The organism is Promicromonospora sp. NPDC059942 (genome assembly GCF_042731755.1).
Classification (GTDB): Bacteria; Actinomycetota; Actinomycetes; order Actinomycetales; family Cellulomonadaceae; genus Promicromonospora.
The window spans coordinates 15,004-33,054 of sequence record NZ_JBHWLR010000017.1 but is presented as its reverse complement, the minus strand read 5'-3'; the positions used below and the strand labels follow the sequence as shown (position 1 = coordinate 33,054).

17 protein-coding genes are annotated in these 18,051 nt (G+C 73.8%); 3 read left to right on the top strand and 14 right to left on the bottom strand.

What is annotated here, in order from left to right:
• Window positions 1–68: 68 nt before the first annotated feature.
• The 10 genes from ACFV9Q_RS23045 to ACFV9Q_RS23000 all read right to left on the bottom strand — a co-directional run bounded on the left by ACFV9Q_RS23045 (window position 69) and on the right by ACFV9Q_RS23000 (window position 9,524).
• The gene (locus tag ACFV9Q_RS23045; protein WP_377236340.1) at window positions 69–1,175 is read right to left on the bottom strand and encodes an enolase C-terminal domain-like protein; all 1,107 of its coding nucleotides are present in this window, start codon (window positions 1,173–1,175) and stop codon (window positions 69–71) included.
• Between the two features lie 14 nt (window positions 1,176–1,189).
• The gene (locus ACFV9Q_RS23040) at window positions 1,190–1,981 is read right to left on the bottom strand and encodes an IclR family transcriptional regulator (RefSeq protein ID WP_377236339.1); all 792 of its coding nucleotides are present in this window, start codon (window positions 1,979–1,981) and stop codon (window positions 1,190–1,192) included.
• Between the two features lie 24 nt (window positions 1,982–2,005).
• Window positions 2,006–2,923 (bottom strand): carbohydrate ABC transporter permease, encoded by a 918-nt coding sequence (locus ACFV9Q_RS23035; protein ID WP_377236338.1) that lies wholly within the window; start codon window positions 2,921–2,923, stop codon window positions 2,006–2,008.
• Window position 2,924: 1 nt separating this feature from the next.
• Complete coding sequence (locus ACFV9Q_RS23030) at window positions 2,925–3,881, bottom strand: carbohydrate ABC transporter permease (RefSeq protein WP_377236337.1); 957 nt, start codon at window positions 3,879–3,881, stop codon at window positions 2,925–2,927.
• 1 nt (window position 3,882) lies between these two features.
• A complete protein-coding gene (locus tag ACFV9Q_RS23025) occupies window positions 3,883–5,214 on the bottom strand; it encodes an ABC transporter substrate-binding protein (RefSeq protein ID WP_377236336.1) in 1,332 nt (443 codons plus the stop codon).
• 176 nt (window positions 5,215–5,390) lie between these two features.
• Window positions 5,391–6,737 carry a dipeptidase gene (locus ACFV9Q_RS23020; protein ID WP_377236405.1) on the bottom strand — a complete coding sequence of 449 codons (1,347 nt, stop codon included), beginning with the start codon at window positions 6,735–6,737 and terminating at the stop codon, window positions 5,391–5,393.
• Between the two features lie 2 nt (window positions 6,738–6,739).
• A complete protein-coding gene (locus ACFV9Q_RS23015) occupies window positions 6,740–7,189 on the bottom strand; it encodes a hypothetical protein (RefSeq protein WP_377236335.1) in 450 nt (149 codons plus the stop codon).
• On the bottom strand, window positions 7,186–8,697 hold the full coding sequence (locus tag ACFV9Q_RS23010; protein ID WP_377236334.1) for an APC family permease: 1,512 nt from the start codon (window positions 8,695–8,697) through the stop codon (window positions 7,186–7,188). Before ACFV9Q_RS23010 ends, ACFV9Q_RS23015 begins: the two co-directional genes overlap by 4 nt.
• Window positions 8,698–8,739: 42 nt before the next feature.
• The gene (locus ACFV9Q_RS23005; protein WP_377229484.1) at window positions 8,740–9,042 is read right to left on the bottom strand and encodes an SHOCT domain-containing protein; all 303 of its coding nucleotides are present in this window, start codon (window positions 9,040–9,042) and stop codon (window positions 8,740–8,742) included.
• Complete coding sequence (locus ACFV9Q_RS23000; RefSeq protein ID WP_377236333.1) at window positions 9,042–9,524, bottom strand: DUF6325 family protein; 483 nt, start codon at window positions 9,522–9,524, stop codon at window positions 9,042–9,044. The genes ACFV9Q_RS23005 and ACFV9Q_RS23000 overlap by 1 nt, the downstream gene beginning before the upstream one ends.
• A gap of 148 nt (window positions 9,525–9,672) precedes the next feature.
• Between ACFV9Q_RS23000 and ACFV9Q_RS22995 the strand changes: the two genes are divergently transcribed.
• Window positions 9,673–10,458, top strand: coding sequence for a hypothetical protein (locus ACFV9Q_RS22995; RefSeq protein WP_377236332.1), 786 nt, complete (start codon window positions 9,673–9,675; stop codon window positions 10,456–10,458).
• Here the strand turns inward: ACFV9Q_RS22995 and ACFV9Q_RS22990 are convergent.
• Window positions 10,431–13,061 carry a LuxR C-terminal-related transcriptional regulator gene (locus tag ACFV9Q_RS22990; protein ID WP_377236331.1) on the bottom strand — a complete coding sequence of 877 codons (2,631 nt, stop codon included), beginning with the start codon at window positions 13,059–13,061 and terminating at the stop codon, window positions 10,431–10,433. The genes ACFV9Q_RS22995 and ACFV9Q_RS22990 overlap by 28 nt on opposite strands.
• 78 nt (window positions 13,062–13,139) lie before the next feature.
• Complete coding sequence (locus ACFV9Q_RS22985; RefSeq protein WP_377236330.1) at window positions 13,140–14,537, bottom strand: cryptochrome/photolyase family protein; 1,398 nt, start codon at window positions 14,535–14,537, stop codon at window positions 13,140–13,142.
• An 88-nt stretch (window positions 14,538–14,625) separates the two neighbouring features.
• Between ACFV9Q_RS22985 and ACFV9Q_RS22980 the strand changes: the two genes are divergently transcribed.
• The gene (locus ACFV9Q_RS22980; RefSeq protein WP_377236329.1) at window positions 14,626–15,087 is read left to right on the top strand and encodes an HIT family protein; all 462 of its coding nucleotides are present in this window, start codon (window positions 14,626–14,628) and stop codon (window positions 15,085–15,087) included.
• Window positions 15,088–15,194: 107 nt separating this feature from the next.
• Here ACFV9Q_RS22980 and ACFV9Q_RS22975 read toward each other — a convergent pair whose 3' ends face one another.
• Both ACFV9Q_RS22975 and ACFV9Q_RS22970 read right to left on the bottom strand, forming a co-directional pair.
• Entirely contained in the window at window positions 15,195–16,877 is a 1,683-nt protein-coding gene (locus tag ACFV9Q_RS22975) for a copper resistance protein CopC (RefSeq protein WP_377236328.1), read from the bottom strand.
• Window positions 16,874–17,593: a YcnI family protein gene (locus tag ACFV9Q_RS22970; protein ID WP_377236327.1), complete on the bottom strand. Its 720-nt coding sequence runs from the start codon at window positions 17,591–17,593 to the stop codon at window positions 16,874–16,876. The genes ACFV9Q_RS22975 and ACFV9Q_RS22970 overlap by 4 nt, the downstream gene beginning before the upstream one ends.
• A 182-nt stretch (window positions 17,594–17,775) precedes the next feature.
• On the opposite strand from ACFV9Q_RS22970, the gene ACFV9Q_RS22965 reads away from it, so the two are divergent.
• The gene (locus ACFV9Q_RS22965) at window positions 17,776–18,000 is read left to right on the top strand and encodes a 4-oxalocrotonate tautomerase family protein (RefSeq protein WP_377229493.1); all 225 of its coding nucleotides are present in this window, start codon (window positions 17,776–17,778) and stop codon (window positions 17,998–18,000) included.
• Window positions 18,001–18,051 lie beyond the last annotated feature (51 nt).

Sequence of the window (18,051 nt, the reverse complement as noted above, 5' to 3'; positions counted from 1 at the left end):
GCACCGCAAGACGACGAGGGCCGGGGCATCGCGCGAGCGACGCCCCGGCCCCGTCCGCGTCGTCCGGGTCAGCCGATCGGGCGCAGGTGGACGTCGTCCGGCACCGGGATGCCGAAGCCCGGCGCGTCACCCAGCCGGAGCACGCCGTCCGCGGGCGCGAGCAGCGCGGGGTCGACGCCGGCCACGGTGCCCGGCACCCCCTCGACCACCTCGACGTTGCCGAGGCCGGCCGCGAGGTGTGCGGCGTAGCGGGTCTTGAGCGGCCGCCCCCACGCGTGCGGCGAACCGTGGACGCCGTCCGCCACGAGCCGGGGCATCAGGGCGCGCCAGGCGGTCAGGCCGTACGACATCACGTCCATGAGCAGCACGTCGATCGAGCCCGCGGCGGCCACCGGCAGCAGCGCGGCGACGTCGGGCGAGGTCTCGCCCTCCGCGATCCGGGTGTCCGGCGAGTGCGCGTCGAGCCAGGCGCGCAGGGCCTTGAGGTCGTCTGCGTCGTCCAGGAACGGCTCCTCGACCCAGTACAGCCCGACGTCGGCGACGGCCTCCAGGTAGGCGATGAACCCGTCGCGGTCGTAGCCGTCGTTGGCGTCCACCAGGATCCGGGCGTCCGGGAACGCGTCCCGGATCGCGCGGGTCACCTCGATGTCGCGGGCGTCGCCGGCCTCCCTGGAGAGCCACTTGTTGCCGCGGCCGATCTTGAGCTTGAAGTCGCGGAAGCCCAGCGCGGCGTCCGCGCGGCACTCCTCGACCAGCACGCCGACGCCGCGCGGAGCGTCGTCGGGGTCGAGGTCGTCGAAGTAGATCGCGCCGTCGTAGACGGCCACGTCCCGTGTGCCCCGCCCGCCGAGCAGCACGTGCACGGGCTCCTCGAGCACCACGCCCAACAGGTCGTGCAGGGCGATGTCGAGCCAGTGCTCCGCGGCGTCGAGGATGCCCGTGGCGGGGTCGATCAGCTCCGAGAGCAGGCGCCCCTCGACCCGGGCGACGTCGCCCGGCGGCCCCTCGAACAGTCCCCAGCCGGTCCGGCCGTCGTCGGTGACCAGCACCGCGACGTCCGAGTCGGGGCCGGCGCCGTGGCTGCCGAGCCGGGCGTTGCGGCCCACGGTCCGCGGGTAGCGGGTCTCCAGCGAGGCGAGCCGGACGGAACGGATACGGGGGTCTGCGGAGGCCATGGGGTCCAATCAGGTCAGGTCAGGTCGGGCGGTGGCGCCGCGCCGAGCGCGACGGAGAGGCGGGTGGCGGTACGGCGCACGGCCGCCACGATCGAGGGCTGGGCCGCGACGATGCGGTCCCGGGGCCCGGCCGCGCTGATCGCGGCGACCGGGAGATCGTCCGCGCCGAGGATCGGCGCGGCGACGCAGCGCACGCCGGGCTCCCGCTCGGCGTCGTCGAGGGCCCAGCCGCGGTCGCGGATGAGGTCGAGCTCCGCGTGCAGCGTGGGCGCGGTGGTCAGGGTGGTCGGGGTGTAGCCCGTCAGCGGGATGCGGTCGACGATCGCCGCGGCCTCGGCCGGCGGGAGCGCCGACAGGTAGGCCTTGCCGAGCGCCGACGCGTGCAGCGGGGCGCGGCTGCCCAGCTTGGAGACCACCTTCACCACCTGCGGCCCCTCCTGCTGCATCACGTAGCACATCTGGTCGTCGTCGAAGATGGCGATGAACGCCGTCTCCTCGGTCTCGGCGACGAGCTCGCGCAGGTGGTCGGGCCCGACGGCGTGGACGTCGAGGCCGTCCAGCGCCTGCAGCCCCAGCCGCATGATGACGGGCCCGAGCCGCAGCTCGGTCTCGCCCACCACGTAGCCGCGCTCCCGCAGCGTGCCCACGATGCGGTAGGCGGCGCTGCGGCTGAGCCCGAGGTCCGCGGCCAGCCGCTGGACGGTCAGGCCCGGCGTCGCCGCGATCCGTTCGACGATGTCCAGGCCGCGTGCGAGGGTGCCGGCGGCCCCGCCGTCGGCGGGGGTCCGGTTGCTCGTGTCATTCACGCTGCCATTCTGCACGGCACCTGCTCACCCCTTGAGACCGGAGCGGGCGACGCCGGCGATCACGTAGCGCTGCACGAACGCGAACAGGATCAGCACCGGGACGCTCGCGATCGCCGCCCCCGCCATGACGGCCGGGAAGTCGGTGGCATACGCGCCGCGCAGCGTCGCCAGGCCCGCGGGGAGCGTGAGCTGCTCCGGGTTGAACAGCACGTACAGGGGCCACAGGAAGTCGTTCCAGCTCCCGAGGAACGACAGCAGGCCGAGCGTCGCGAGCGGCGCCCTGGACAGGGGCAGCACCACGCGGACGAAGATCTGCCAGCGGTTGGCGCCGTCGATCAGCGCCGCCTCCTCCAGCTCCGCCGGGAGGCTCTGGAAGAACTGGACCAGGAAGAACACGCCGAACGCGCTCGCCGCGCCCGGCACCACCAGCGCCCAGACGCTGTCGAGCCAGCCCAGCCCGTCCACGATCAGGTAGTTCGGCATGAGGAAGACGAAGCCGGGGACGAACAGCGTGGCGATGATCAGCCCGAAGATCAGCCGGCGTCCGGGGAACCGCATCCGGGCCAGCGGGTACGCGGCCGCCGACGCCGTGGCGAGCACCAGCACCGTGTGCAGCACGCCGACCAGCACGGAGTTGCCGAGCCAGCGCAGCAGCGGGGCCTGGGCGTCGGCGAACAGCCGGGTGTAGCCCTCGACGCTCGGCGTGGGCGGGATCCACTGCGGCGGCAGGGCCGTGGCGTCGCCCGTCGTCTTGAACGACGTCGAGAGCATCCACAGCAGCGGCGCCAGGATCAGCACGGACAGGATGAGCAGCATCGCGTACAGCAGCAGCGTGCCGACGACGCCGCGGCCGGTCGCCTCGTCACGCCGGCGCCGCGGCGCGGGCTGCCGTGTCGTGGGCGGGCGGGTGGTGCTGCCAGGGGGAACGACGGTGGTCGCCATGTCAGCTCTCCTTCTGTCGCAGGAACAGGAAGTTCAGGGCGCTGACGGCGATCAGCAGCAGGGCCAGGAGGTAGCTCATCGCGGCGGCGAGGCCCATGCGGAACTGTTCCAGGCCCACCTCGGCGATGAACATGATGGCCGTGCGCGTCTCGTTCGACGGGTTGCCCGCGGTGAGCAGGTAGGACTGGCCGAACATGTTCGCCGAGGCCAGCACAGTCATCGTCAGGACGAAGAGGATGACGGGGCGCAGCTGCGGGATCGTGACGTGCACGAACTGCTGCCAGCGGTTGGCGCCGTCGACCTTGGCGGCGTCGTAGAGCGCGTCGTCCACGTTCTGCAGGCCCGCGAGGTAGACCACGGAGTTGAAGCCCAGGGTCCACCAGAGCGTGACGCCCACCAGCGAGACCCAGACCCACGGCGTCGCCGTCAGCCACGGCACCGCCTCGGTGACGCCGAGCTCCGCGAGGTACCCGTTGACCAGGCCGGTGTTGCCGTTGAGCAGGTACTGCCAGAGCAGGCCGACCACGCTGACGCCCAGCACGTACGGCGCGAAGAAGACCGCGCGGAAGAAGGTGCGCCCGCGGAACCGCTGGTTGAGCAGGAGCGCCAGGCCCAGCGGGACGGCCATGAGCAGCGGCACGGAGAGCACCACGAACAGCCCGGTGGCCCGCATGCTCTCCCAGAACTGCTGCGCCACCAGGGCGTCCGGGGTGAACAGGTCCACGTAGTTCTGCAGGCCCACGAACGGCCGGTCGGGCAGGAAGAAGTCCCAGTTGTGCAGGCTCATCCAGAGCCCCGACACGGCGGGGACCAGCACGAACGTGCCGAAGATCAGCAGGAACGGCGCGAGGAAGAGGTAGGGCGTCCAGGGCCGGGGCCGGCTGGGCGAGACGACGGCGGCGGCCCGGGCTCCGGCGACGGGCGTGGTCGCCGGGGCCGCGGTGGCGGTGGCGGTCATGTCAGGCCCTCCCGTACTTCTCGGCGTTCTCCTGGAGCAGGAAGGACGCCTGGGTCGTCGCGGTCCCGAGGGCCGCAGCGGGGTCGCCGAGCGAGAGCAGGGCGTCGCCGATCGCGGGGTACAGGATGGTGGTCTGCACCTCCGCGATCCCCGGCACCAGCGGGTAGAACCGGATGTGCTCCACGCCCTCGGCCACGTGTGACTGCGCTGTCAGCTCAGCCAGCTCGGGCGAGTCGAGGATGGGCAGGCGGGCGGGGACCGGGCCCGCGGTGGCCCAGCCGATCGAGTTCGCGAGGATCCAGCCGAGGAACGTCACGACGGCGGCGAGCCGGTCGGCGTCGAACCGCGGCTGGCGCGCGACCACGAACTGGTGCGAGCCGGAGAACGCGGCCCGTCCGCTGCCGATCTGGGGTAGCGGCGCGACGTCCCAGTCGAGCCCGTCGACGGAGCCGAGGTCGTTGATGAGGGCGCCGGGGCCGCCCCAGAGGAACGCGTTCTGGTCGTTCTTGAACGCCATCGAGGCGTCCGAGCCGCTCACGTTCCGCGGGCTCCAGCCGGCCCGGATCAGGGACTGCTGCCAGGTGAGCGCGTCCACGCCGGCCTGCGCGCCGAACGTCGCGGCGCGTCCGGCGGCGTCGTAGTGCTCGCCGCCGAACTGCCAGAGCAGGGAGTCGAAGCCGCGCCCGACGCCCTGCGGGTCGACGGCGGGCAGCCAGTGGCCCTGGACGCCGGACGAGGCCAGCGCGTCGAGCGCGTGCTCGTACGCGGCGCGGTCGGTCGGCGGCGCGTCCGGGTCCAGCCCGGCCTGCTCCAGCACCCGGCGGTTGTAGAACAGCGAGTCGGGCCACATGTCCAGCGGCAGCGACCAGCGCTGGTCGCGGTAGACGCCGGAGCCCCAGACGACCGGGAGGTAGTCGGACTCCACGAGGCCGACCGTCTCCAGGACGTCGTCGACCGGCATGATCACCTTCCGCGCGGCGTTGGTCGCCACCTGGAAGTTGTGCATGAGGGCGAAGTCCGGCGCGAGCCCGCTCGTCACCGCGGCGGGGAACTTCTGGTAGAAGTCGCCCCACGGCAGGGCGTACATGTCGATGCCGATGTGCGGGTGCTCCCGCGTGAACTCGTCGATCAGGGTCCGCATGACCGGCCCGTCGCCGCCGGTGAGACCGTTCCAGAACTTCAGCGTGACCGGCGGCCCGTCGTAGGCCGCGGGGACCCGCGGCAGCCGCGCCGTCCCGATCGTCGGCGCGCAGCCGGCGAGCGACGCCGCGACGCCGGCGAGCCCGGCCGCACCGATCGCCCGCAGTACCGCGCGGCGCGTGAGCGTACTCATCTCCACGTCCCCACCTCATTGTGTGCTGTCCCGATCATCGGGACTGCTGTGTCGATGAGCGGGACACTATCGAAAGGCATGGAACGCGCGCAAGGGTCCGCCGCGAAAAGGTGCTCGCGCAGACCCTCGACGTCGAGAGCCTGCGCGAGCACCGCCCGGGAGCGGAATCCGGACGGTCAGCGGGCGGCGGCCTCCGCGTAGCGCTGGAGGAAGCGGGCGGTGCCCCGCGCCATGTTCGCGATCTCGGTGGGGTCCACGCTCTCGTTCGGGGCGTGGATGGCGGCGAGCGGTTCCTCGACGCCGACCAGGAGGATCTCCGCCCCGGGGTAGGTGTCCGCGAAGACGTTGCAGAGCGGGATCGACCCGCCCTGCCCGAGCCGGGCCAGCGGCTTGCCGTAGGCCTCCTCCAGTGCCGCGGCGAGCGCGTGGAACGCGGGGCCGTCGACCGCCGCGAGGAAGGGTTCGCCCTCTGCCTCGACCGTGACCTGCACCGCGACGCCCCAGGGTGCCGCCGCGCGGAGCTGGCGCTCGAGCGCCGTCCGGGCCTGGTCCGCCGTGGTCCCCGGCGGGATGCGGAGGTTCAGCCGGGCGGAGGCGCGCGGCGTGATCGCCGAGGCGGACCCCACCACCGGCGGGCAGTCGATGCCCAGGATGGTCAGCGCGGGACGCGCCCAGAGCAGGTCCGCGACGCTGCCGTCGCCGAGCAGGGAGACGCCCTCCAGCACGGTCGCGTCCCACCGGAACCGGTCGGCGGGGTACCCCTCGCCCGCCCAGGTCCCGCGGTGGTCGAGCCCGGCGACCGTGGTGTCCCCGTTGCCGTCGCGCAGGGTGGCCAGCACCGCGACCAGGGCCGCCAGCGCGTCAGGGGCGGCGCCCCCGAACATGCCGGAGTGCACCTCTGAGGCGAGCGCCTGGAGCGTCAGCACCACGTTGACCATCCCGCGCAGGCTGACGGTCGCCGCGGGCTGCCCGACGGCGGCGTTGCCGGTGTCGCACACGAGGACGGCGTCGGCGCGCAGCAGGTCGGCGTGCTCCGGCACGAACGCCTCCAGGCCGCCCGTGCCCTGCTCCTCCGAGCCCTCGACCACGAGCTTGAGGTGCACCGGCGGCTCGCCGAGCGCCCGCAGGGCGGCCAGGAGCATGACGATGTTCCCCTTGCAGTCCGCGCTGCCGCGGCCGTACCACCGGCCGTCGGCCTCGGTGAGCTCGAAGGGCGGCGTGCGCCACGCGGCCTCGTCCAGCGGCGGCTGCACGTCGTAGTGCGCGTAGAGCAGCACGGTCGGGGCGGCCGGGTCGGCGCAGGGCCGGGAGCCGACCACTGCCATGCTCCCGTCCGCCGTCCGCTCCAGGTGCGCGTCCTCGAAGCCGACGTCGGCGAACCGGGTGAGCACCCACTGCGCGGCCCGGTCGCACTCGTCCGGCGGGAACTGCCGGGAGTCCGCGACGGACCGGATGGCGACGAGCTCCGCGAGCTCGGCGCGGACCTGTGGCATCTCGGCGTCGACCCGGGCGCGGAGGTCCATGGTCACGCACCCGTCACGTCGTCGGTCTCGAGGCTGTCCACGTACTGCTGGAACTCCTCGAGCTCGTCGGGGCAGTAGATCTGGATGATCAGCATCTGGCCGCGCAGGATCTTGCGGTCCGAGATCACCGGGCGCGCCCCGGGCCCGCCGGCGCCGTTGGCGAGCTGCGCCTGCAGCGTCGCGCGGTTCAGGGGGTCGTTCGGGTCGGCGCAGGTCGCCCCGCCGTCGTCGCCGAGCACCCGGACGATCTGGTCCTTCGACGGCGAGACCGTGGCCCCCGCCTCGTCGAGCGCCTGGATCAGCTCGTCGGCCTTCGCCTCGGCGTCGTGGGTCCGGTCCGCCGCGCGGTAGAGGACCAGGGCCAGGACGAGGAGGACGCCGATCACGACGCCCACCGCCACGTACAGGATGGTGCGCTCGCGCCTGGACTGGGTCTCGTCGGTGGTGCTCATTCCGGGCTCGCCTCCTCCGCCGACTCCGCCAGCTTCCACGAGGGCTTGCGGGCCCGGTAGAAGAGGTACGGGACCAGCAGGCCGAGGCCCAGGGCACCGACGACGACGATCACGACGTACACGGCCGGGTTGCCCCCGCTGAACTGGGACGGCGGCACGAACCCGACCAGCAGGGCCGCGAGCGACGCCCCGAAGCCGATGCCGCAGAGCGACTTGAGCATCGGGCTGCGGAAGCCGCGCGGATGGTCGGGGTACTTGCGGCGCAGCCCGATGGCCGCGACGAACATGAGCAGGTACATGATCAGGTACACCTGCGTGGTGATCACCGAGAAGATCCAGTACGCGCTGGAGACGTTGGGGATCAGCGCGTACATCAGGCCGATCGCCGTGGTGACGACGCCCTGGACCACCAGGATGTTCTGCTGCACCCCGTTCTTGTTGAGCCGCTGCAGGTAGGGCGGCAGGTAGCCCTCCTGCCGGGAGATCAGCAGCAGGCCCTTGGACGGGCCGGCGAGCCAGGTGAGCATCCCGCCGAGCGAGGCAGCCACGAGCATGACGCCGACGATCGGGGTGAGCCACTGCGTCCCGAAGTTCGCGAACACGGCGTCGAAGGCCTGCATCACCCCGGCGGTGAGCGAGAGCTGGTCGGCGGGCACCACCCAGCTGATCGCCAGGGCCGGGAGGATGAAGATCAGCAGCACCATGCCCATCGCCAGGAACATCGACTTCGGGAACTCCTTGCCCGGGTTCCGCAGCGACGACACGTGCACCGCGTTCATCTCCATGCCGGAGTACGAGAGGAAGTTGTTCACGATGAGCACGAGGCTGGCGAGCCCCGCCCACGCGGGGAGGATGTGGTCGGACGTCATCGGCGCGGCCGACTCGTTGCCCTGGCCGAGGAACACCATGCCGAGCACCACCAGCACCACGCCGGGGATCAGCGTGCCGATGATGAGGCCGCCGCTCGCGAGCCCCGCCACGCCCTTGGTGCCCCGCGAGGAGACCCAGACGCCGCTCCAGTAGACGACGATGATCACGCACGCCGTCCAGACGCCGCTGCTCGCGAGCGCCGGGTTGAAGACGTAGGCCAGGGTGCTCGCGACGAACCCCAGCAGGCTGGGGTAGTAGAAGATCGTCATCGCGAACTGGCACCACACCGCGAGGAACCCCATGGGCTTGGAGATGCCGCGCGCGACCCAGTTGTAGACGCCGCCCTTCCAGCCGGAGGCGAGCTCCGCGGAGACGAGCGACGTCGGCAGCAGGAAGACCACCGCCGGCACCAGGTAGAGGAACACGCACGCCAGCCCGTAGACCGCCATGGTCGGCGCGGCCCGCAGGCTCGCCACCGAGCTGGTGGTCATCATCGCGAGCGCGACCCAGGAGATCCACGCCGTCGCGGGCACCTTGGCGCGGACCTGGGCGGCCGGCTCCGCGACGGGGGTCGGCTCGGCGGCGTGCCGCGCCACCGGCTCGTGCGCGGGTTCGTGCGAAGCGTCCATGGCGCTCATGACCTGCCTCCGTCCGGTCGGGCGGTACAGCGGGGAAAGACGTCAGCCGGCGAGGAGCCTGGCCTTCTGCGCGCTGAACTCGGCGTCGGTCAGGACGCCGTCGTCCCGCAGGCGGCCGAGCCGTTCGAGCTGCGCGATCACGTCCTCCGACGCCGGGCCGGGGTTCGTGACCGGGGCCGGGGCAGGCGGCGGGGGCGCCGCGTAGACCTGCTGCTGCGGCGGCGGCGCCGCGTAGGACTCCTGCGCGGCCCAGCGGTTCGCCTGACGCCGCGAGACCCGGTTGGACACCGCGGTCGCGGTGCCGGCCACGACGGCCGTGCGTGCCATGCCTCCGATGAGTCCCATCACGTCATCCCTTCCTGCGTCTGAGCCGGTGTGGTGCTCGGCGACGTCTGCTCCGCCTCCAGCGCGTCGAGCGCCGCGACGACGTCCTCCACGGGGATGCGGCCGGTGGCGATCACCTGCGCCCCGGCCTCCCGCATGGCCGTCACGAACGGGCCGGCCCACGTGTTCTCGTACACGATGAGGCCGACGGCGTCGCCGGGAGCGACCAGCGCGACGCTCTGCGCCAGGTCCTCGTCGTCGAGCAGGCCGGAGCCCACGCCCTCGAACACGGCGAGGTCGAGCGAGCCGTCGTGGTCCAGGTCGGTGAGGGCGACCGCCACGACGTCGCCCTCCTCGGTACGTCTGGCGACCCGGAGGTCGAGGATCCGGATGATCCCGCGTTCTACGAGGTCCAGCAGCGCGGCAAGGCCCTTGCCCTGCATCCTGCTGCCGGGGAACTCGACGGCGAGGTAGTCGATCGGTCCGACGTCCAGCTCGGTCATCTCCGCACCTCCTGCGGTGCCGGTCGGGTACAGCGCTTCCGGACCCAGGCTGGCGTCGACCAGGGTGGTAGCGGCCCACCCGCACCGGGGTGGACCTGCGCCACCCGGTCCGGCGCCATGATCGCGGGACAGACCCCCGGAGGCCCCCATGTCCGCCATCCCGACCTACGACGCCGAGCAGCTCACCGGCATGCTCGCGCTCCTGCCCGACGTGGACTCGGTCGAGCTCAAGCTCACCGTCCCCGACGACTTCCAGCGCACCGCCGTGCGGACCCTCGGCATCGACCCGCTGGACGCGGTGCTGCGCCAGGTCGCGTTCGTCGACACCCCCGACCTGCGGCTCTCGACCGCCGGGGTGGTGCTGCGCGCCCGCCGCACCCAGCGCAAGCCCGCCGACCTGACGGTCAAGCTCCGGCCCGCGATGCCGCGCGACGTGCCCGACGGCTACCGCGGCCACGACGGGTTCAAGGTCGAGCTCGACGCGTCACCCGCCGGGTACACCTGCTCGTGCTCCCTGACCGTCGAGGCGCCCGACCGCCGGGTCCGCAAGGTGATGCTCGGCGACCGGGGCATCCACGGCCTGCTCGACGACGACCAGCGGGCCCTGCTGGGCGAGCGCATGCCCGAGGACGTGCAGGCCGACGACCTCGTCGTCCTGGGTCCGATCAACCTGATCAAGTGCCGGTTCCGGGCCAAGGGGTACCGCCGCCGCATGGTCGCCGAGCTGTGGGGGCTGCCGGACGGCTCACGGATCCTCGAGCTGTCCACCAAGGCACCCCCGGAGGAGGCCTTCCAGGCCGCCGCGGAGACCAAGGCCGTCCTGGCCGGCAAGGGGCTCGACCTCGGCTCCCCGCAGGAGACCAAGACCCGGGCGGCGCTCGCCGCCCTGACGGCCGGGGACGACCCTCAGCGCCGCCAGGCGCCCGCGGGCTGACCGCGCCGGGGCCGGTTCATCAGGGCCCGGGCCAGGTCGGCCGCCTCGGCGCGGGACCCGCAGCCGAGCTTGCGGTAGATCACCTTGAGATGGAACTTGAGCGTGTTCACCGAGATGAACAGCTCGTCCGCGATCTCCCGCAGGCTGAGCCGGCTCGGGAGCATCCGCAGGATGCCGAGCTGCCGGTCCGTCAGGTCCTCGACGAGCTCGACCACCGCCGTCCCGGGCGGGGACGCCCCGGAGAGCGGCACACGGCGGAGCCGGTCCAGCCAGGGCCGCGGCACCTGCCAGGCCAGCCGCTCGATCGCCTCGACGACCTCCGTGCCCTCGGACGCGACCGTCTGCACGAGGCCGTGCGCGGCGGCGAGCCGCACCGCGCGCGACAGGGCGGCCTCGGCCTCGTCCGCGTCGCGGGTCGTTCGGCTCAGCAGCAGGTCGAGGAGCACGTGGTGCCGCACGCACCGCGGGGCGGCTGCGCGCAGCGTCGTGTCCGCCGCGCCGACGTCGCCCTCGGCGATGAGCACGCGCGCCGACTCGACGCCGCCCCAGAAGGGGTCATCGACCTCGGCGGCCCAGCGCGCGGCGTCGTCGAGCCGGCTCTCGGCCAGGGCCAGCAGGGTGCCCGTGCGGGCCAGGAGCGTGCGGCTGCCGGGCCCCGTGAGCTCCGTGTCGACCAGCTCCGCGGCGGCGCCGAAGGCACGCTCGGCCGCCGCGCCGTCGCCGGAGTCGACCGCGGCCCGCGCCAGCTCCAGGGAGGCCAGCAGCCGGCAGTGCGGCACCGGGTCGCACGGGGTCTCGACCAGGCGCGACAGGACCGGCAGCGCCGCCGACTGCTCCCCGATCTCCCGGTTGGCCAGCGCCTCCGCGACCATCAGCTCGGTCTGCGCCGTCGTCAGGTTCGCCGCCTCGGACACCTGCCGGGTGCCGTACACCAGGCGCAGCGCCTCGACCGGGCGTCCGGCGAGGGCCACGCCCAGGGCCCGGGTGGCCTCGAAGGCGATCCGCCGTCCGGGTACCGGGCTGAGGGTGCGGGCCACGTGGCGCACCTCCGCGCCGGCGTCGTCCCACCGCTCCGTGAGGGCGATCTCCCGGGCCAGCAGGTTCCAGCCGAACCGGCACAGCGGGTCGGTCTGCCAGCGGTCCCCGATCGTCGCGAGAGCCCACCGGGCCGACCGGGCCCCCGCTCCCCAGTCGCCGGACACGGCCGCCGACGCCGCGCGGAGCATCTCCAGCCGCGCGAGCAGCCCCGGTTCGATCGCGCCGTCGCCGTCGGCCTGGGCGACGACGGTGTGCACCGCCTGCACGAACGCGTTCCGGTCGGCGAAGAGCTGGCACCAGGCGAGGTCGACGGCCGCGGCGGTGTCGCCCGACGCGGCGCCCACCGGGATCGCGGCGAGCATGCGCCGCACCGTGACCTCACGCCCGCTGTCGTAGAGCTGGGGCACGCAGGACGCCAGCAGCCGGAGCGCGGCGCGGTCCTGGCCGGCGCGCAGCAGGTGCTCGAGCGCGACCACCGGCCGCCCACCGTCCTCGAACCACCGCGCGGCGCGGCGGTGCAGCTCTGCCAGGCGGTCGGGGTCGCGCCTGCGCAGCTCGACCAGGAGGGCGTCCCGGACCAGGGCGTGCGTCTCGTACGCCCCCGAGGGCTCGATCCGCGCGGCGAACAGCCCCCGCTCCTCGGCCCGCTCCAGCAGCTCCGGGGCGTCGGGCCGGCCGGCGAGCACCCGGGCGAGGCCCGGCTCCACCCGGTCCACCACGGACACCGCCATCAGCACGTCGACGACGTCGGCGGGCTCCCCGCTGAGCACCTCGTGCCAGACGTAGTCGCCGACGTAGCGCTCGACGTCGTCCTGCCGCGGCGCGTCCGGCGCCGCGCGGGCGTCCGCCGTCCGGGCGGCCAGCGCGGCGAGCTGGATGCTGGCGGCCCAGCCGCCGGCGTGCCGTGCGGCCTTGGCCACGCGCTGCGGCGGAAGCGTCGGGGCCAGCCGGGACAGCATCTCCGTCGCCTCGTCGAACGAGAACCGCAGCTCGGGGAACCGCACCTCGCCGATCAGCCCCCGCGCGCGCAGCCGGTCCACCGGAAGGGGCGGGACGTGCCGGCTGACCAGCACGACGCGCAGCCACCGGGGCAGGTGCTGGACGAACATCGTCAGGGACCCGCCCGCGACCGCCTCGTCCACGACCTCCAGGTCGTCGATCACCAGCACGCGCGGGCCGTACCGCCGCGACTCCAGGTCGTCGAGCAGCGTCCCCACGGCGTCGAGGAGCGCGTGCCGGCGCCGGATGAGGTCGGCGGCGGGCTCTGCGCAGCCCGGGGCGATCCCGTCGAGCGCGGCGAGGATGCTCAGCCAGAGCTGGGCGGGGTCCCGGTCCGACTCGTCGACGGACAGCCAGGCGTGCGGCAGGTCGGTCCAGCCCACCCAGTCGCGCAGCAGGGAGGTCTTGCCCGAGCCGGCCGGCGCGACGACGAGGGTGAGCGGCGACTCGACCGCGGTGTCGAGCAGCTCGATGAGCCGGGGCCGCCGCACGAGGTACTCCGGGTTGACGGCCGGCCGCAGCTTCGCCTGGTAGACGAGCACGTTGCCGCCGAACGAGTCGCTCATGTCCGACTCTCCTAGGTGCGCCTGGCTGCCGTGTGGGCACGACACCACGCAGTCGACCACTCCCGTGTGCGGGGACGCTCACCCGGTTCGGGGGATCTGGCGCGCCGCGCGGACGGCCTCGTAGCGGTCCAGGGCCTCCACGCGCTCGGCCTTGTGGTCGACGACGGGTGCGGGGTAGCCGGCCGGCGGACCGTCCGGCAGCTTCCAGGGCTGGTGCGCCGCCTTGCCCGGCACGTCCGCGAGCTCGGGGACGTACTTGCGCACGTAGGCGCCGTCCGGGTCGAACCGCTCGCCCTGCAGCACCGGGTTGAACACCCGGAAGTACGGGGCTGCGTCGGTGCCGCTGCCGGCCACCCACTGCCAGCCGTGCTGGTTGGAGGCGAGGTCGCCGTCGACGAGCTTGCTCATGAAGTGCCTGGCGCCCCACCACCACGGCAGGTGCAGGTCCTTGACGAGGAACGACGCCGTGATCATGCGCACCCGGTTGTGCATCCACCTCTCGGCCAGGAGCTGCCGCATCCCGGCGTCGACGACGGGAAAGCCGGTGCGGCCCTCCCGCCAGGCGGCGAACAGCTCGTCGGCGTCGGGCCCGCTGTCGGTGACCAGCGCGTCGAAGGAGCGGTCGTAGTTGCGGTGGGCGGAGTCGGGGCGCTGGTCGAGCACGTCGGCGTAGAAGTCGCGCCACGCGAGCTCGTTGCGGAACGACTGGGCGCCGTTCGAACGCTTGGCCGCGAGGTCGGCGAGCAGGCTGCGCGGGTGCACGCAGCCGTACTTGAGGTAGACCGACATCCGCGAGGTGCCGGGGCGGTCGGGCCGGTCACGGCCGTCCGCGTAGTCCTGGAGGTGGTCGCCGACGAACTCGTCCCAGCGCCGGTGCGCCGCCGCCTCCCCGGGCTCGGGCAGGTCGGCGTCGACGGTGGGCTGGTCGGGGATCTCCGTCGCCTTCACGTCGACGGTCGCGGGATCGATCCAGTCCAGGGAGCCCGCGTCGGTGTCCGCGGGGGCGCGCCACCCGTGGTCGGCCCAGGCCCGGCTGAACGGCGTGAACACGCGGTAGCGGCCGCCGTCCCCGGACCGGACCCGGCCGGGGGCGACGGCGTACGGCGAGCCCGTGCGCACCAGCTCGCGGCCCTGCTCGCCGAGGGCGTGCTCGACGTCGTTGTCCCGGGCCTGGCCGTAGGGACCGAAGTCGGCGGCGATGTGGACGGCGCCCGCGCCGATCGCCTCGGCCACCCGGGGCACGACGTCGACCGGGTCGCCCTTCACGACCAGCAGCCTGCCGCCGAGGCTCTCGCTCAGGTCCCGCAGGCAGCCGTAGAGGAACCACTGCCGCGGGGTGCCGGAGGGCTTGAGCAGGCGCGGGTCGAGCACGAACAGGGCCAGCGCGCGGGCGCCCTGACCTGCGGCGAGAAAGGTCGGCTGGTCGGCGACGCGCAGGTCGCGACGGAACCAGATCAGCGCCGGGGCATCGGTCATGCCGCCCACCGTACGGGGGCGCGGGTCGGCTCGCGCCCGGGCGGGACCGTTCCTGTCCCCGCCTCGACGGGGGCCCTAGGGTCCACCTGTGCACAACCACGAACCCGCGGACTACGACTGCCCGTTCTGCGACTTCGCGGCGGAGCGCGAGGCCGACGTGGTCTACCGCGACGACCGGGTCTTCGCGATCATCGCGCCCCGCTGGTGGCCGCGGAACGCGGGCCACGCGCTGATCATCCCGGTCGCCCACCACGAGAACCTGTACGACCTCCCGGCGGCCGACGGCCACGCGATCTTCGACGTCACCCAGCGGCTCGCCCGCGCGATGCGCACCGCGTACGGCTGCGCGGGCGTCTCCACCCGCCAGCACAACGAGCCCGCCGGCAACCAGGACGTGTGGCACTTCCACCAGCACCTGTTCCCCCGCTACCCGGGCGACGACCTCTACGGCACGCTCCCGGAACCGGACTGGCTCCCGGCCGACCGCCGCCGCGCCTACGCGGACCGCCTGCGGTCCGCCCTCCAACCCGCCGCCGAGTCAGCCGACTAGTCCGACCACCCGGCTGACTCGCCACACATTCTTCGCCGAGTCAGCCGGGTGGTCGGACCAGTCGACTGACTCGGCGAAGAAGGTCGGGCGAGTCAGCCGACTGGGCGTCAGGGCACTTCGAACGTCACCGTCTGCACCGGGTTGTCGAACTCCGTGGTCCGGAGCGACACCTGCACGTCCCACTCCCCCGTGGTCGGCAGCACGAGGTCGCCCGCGTAGACGCCCGGCCCCAGCGAGCTGAGCGTCACCTCGCCCAGCTCCACCTCGTCCGAGGCCAGCGCGAGCCGCGGCGCCTCGTAGCCTTCCACGGGTTCGCCGGCGGCGTCGGTCATCTCGATGGTGAGGGTGGCGGGGCCGACGGCGAGGGGGGCCAGGGTGATCCGGGCCGAGATGTCGTCGAGCTGCACCGACTCCTCGGCGGTCGGTCCCCGGGTCTCGGCGGCGGTGACGGCCGCGTCGGACTCGGGGCTGCGGTCCACCAGGAAGCCAGTGACGGCCAGGACCACGACCAGCACGCCCGCCTCCGCGAGCGCCGTCCGGACCAGGAGCGCGGCGGGCGCCGCACGACCCTTGCGCGGTGCCGTGCGCAGGCGCGGCAGCAGCGCGAACCGGTTCCACGCGGCGATCCCGATCGCGACCAGCGCTGCGAGGACCTTGACCAGCAGCAGCGCCCCGTAGCCGGAGTCGACGAGCGCGCCCCAGCTCCCGGCGACCCGCCAGGCCAGCACGGTCCCGGCGACCACGAGCACCGCCAGCAGCACCGAGGCCCAGGTGGAGAAACGGCCGAGCACGACTGCGCCGGCGTCGCCGCGCGCGAGGTCCCCGAGCACGAGCGCGACCGCCACGAGGCCGCCGAGCCACAGGGCTCCCGCGGCCAGGTGCAGCACGTCCACGCCGATCACGAGCGCCTCGGGCGTCGCCGCGCGCGTGTGCCCGGTGAACGCGGGCGCGGCCAGCGCGAGCGCGCAGCCGGCCAGCACCAGGACGACCCGCTTCCGGTCGGGCGCCGCACCCGCCGGGAGCAACCGGACGGCGAGCGCGAGCCCCGCGACCACGGCGGCGGGGACGGCGTACTCGGCGGGCGCGAGCGCCGACCAGGTCGAGCCGTCGGTGATCGCCGACGCCGGCAGGCCGAGCTGGTAGAGCGCGACCAGCGGCACGGCCAGCCCCCAGCCGAGGGCGGCGACGCCGGCCGCCATCCTGGCGACTGCACGGAGTCGCGTGCGTGACCGGTCGGCCACGCGGTCGCGCGGGAGGAACAGGACCACGAAGGCCGCCACCCCGGCGGCCGCCAGCAGGCCCACGTACCCCACCCCGCGGACGACGCCGAGCAGGACGGGCGCGTCGGTGCCGGCGTCCGCGCCGGTCGGCACGTCCACCACGTCGCTGGGCGCCCCCACCGAGAAGCTGAGCGAGCCGCCGATCGGGTGCCCGTCCTCCGACACGAGCCGCCACACCACCACGAGCGTGCCGTCCGGGACCTCCTCGTCGAGGTCGACGAGGAGCCGCGAGGCGCGGACCGTGGCCGTCGACGCCACCTCCTCGCCGGTCGCGTCGAACACCTTGATCCCGGCCGGGACCCCGATCACGGACTCGTTGAAGGTGAAGGTGACCCGCTCGGGGGCGGCGTCGAGCACCGCGCCCTGCGCCGGGTCGGTGCTGATGAGCGTCGCGTGGGCCGCGGCGGGGCTCGCCGACCCGAGCAGGAGCGCCCAGGCGACGGCGAGCAGGAGCAGCCAGCCGCCGGCGCGCCGCCCCGCGGTGCGGTGGCCCGCGGTACGGCGGGTCATCCGCGTCGGCGCTGCCGCAGCAGCACCGCCCCGCCCACCAGGACGCCCGCGGCCAGGAGGCCCGCGGCACCGTAGGTGACCAGCGAGCCGCGCGCCTCGGCGGCGGCAGGCTCCGCGGCGGCAGGCTCGCCGGCGGCGGGCTCAGCGGCCGGCTCCGCGATCACGGTCGCCTCGGGAGTGGGCTCCGCGGTGGGCTCGGCCTTCGCGGACGGCGTCGCGGCGGGCTCGTCCTCACCCGCCGTCACCACGAGGACCGGCGCCGGCCGTTCGAGCGCGTCGTGGCCCTCCCCGTGCTCGGCGACCTCGGTCCAGGCCGCCTCCCCCACCTCGCACTGCTGGACGACCGGGAAGACGAGGGTCGCCCCGGCGTCGTCGGGCAGGCGCACGGAGAACTCGACCTCGGCGTGCTCCCCGTCCGGGAGCGGCTCGTCGGTCGACCAGGTCAGGGCGTCCGGGGTCTGCTCGACGGCCCAGCGGTCCGTGCCGGAGGCGGTGACGTCGGTGGCCTCCTCGGGGACCCGGACGGAGATCGCGGTCGTGGCCGACTCCGCGCAGCCGTGCGGGATCTCGACGCGGAGCTCGGCCGTGGCACCCGCAGCGGTGGTGGAGGGCGTGATGGTCACGTGGGCTGACGCCGTCGTCGTCCCGAGGACCACGAGGCCCACGGCGGCAAGGCCGGTGAGGGCCGCGCGACGGATCGTTGTCGTGCGATTCATGGTGACTCCTGGGGAATGGAGCTGGCCCGCACACCAAACCAGCCTGTCGAACTAGTGTCAAGAATGTGAACTGATGCACCCGCGACCATGGATTTCGGGGTGCGCTGCGCGTACGGTGGTTCACGTCACTGAATCAAGGTCGCAGCCGTGAACTGCGGAGCGGCCGCCACCGGAGGGAAGACATGCCCAACATCACCGTCGAGCTGCTGCGCGGCCGCACGATCGAGCAGCGTCGCGACTTCGCCAAGGCCGTGGCCGACAGCGCCGTCGAGATCCTGGGTGCCCGCCGCCAGGACGTCCGCATGGTGTTCAGCGAGATCACCCCCGACATCGTCGCCAACGGCGGTGTGCTCGCCAGCGAGGACGACAGCCGGGCCGGCGTCGTCGCCACGTTCGCCGACGACTGACAGTTCACTTCGAGGCCCGGGTTTCTTCGACTGTGGTGAGCTCAGCGGGAA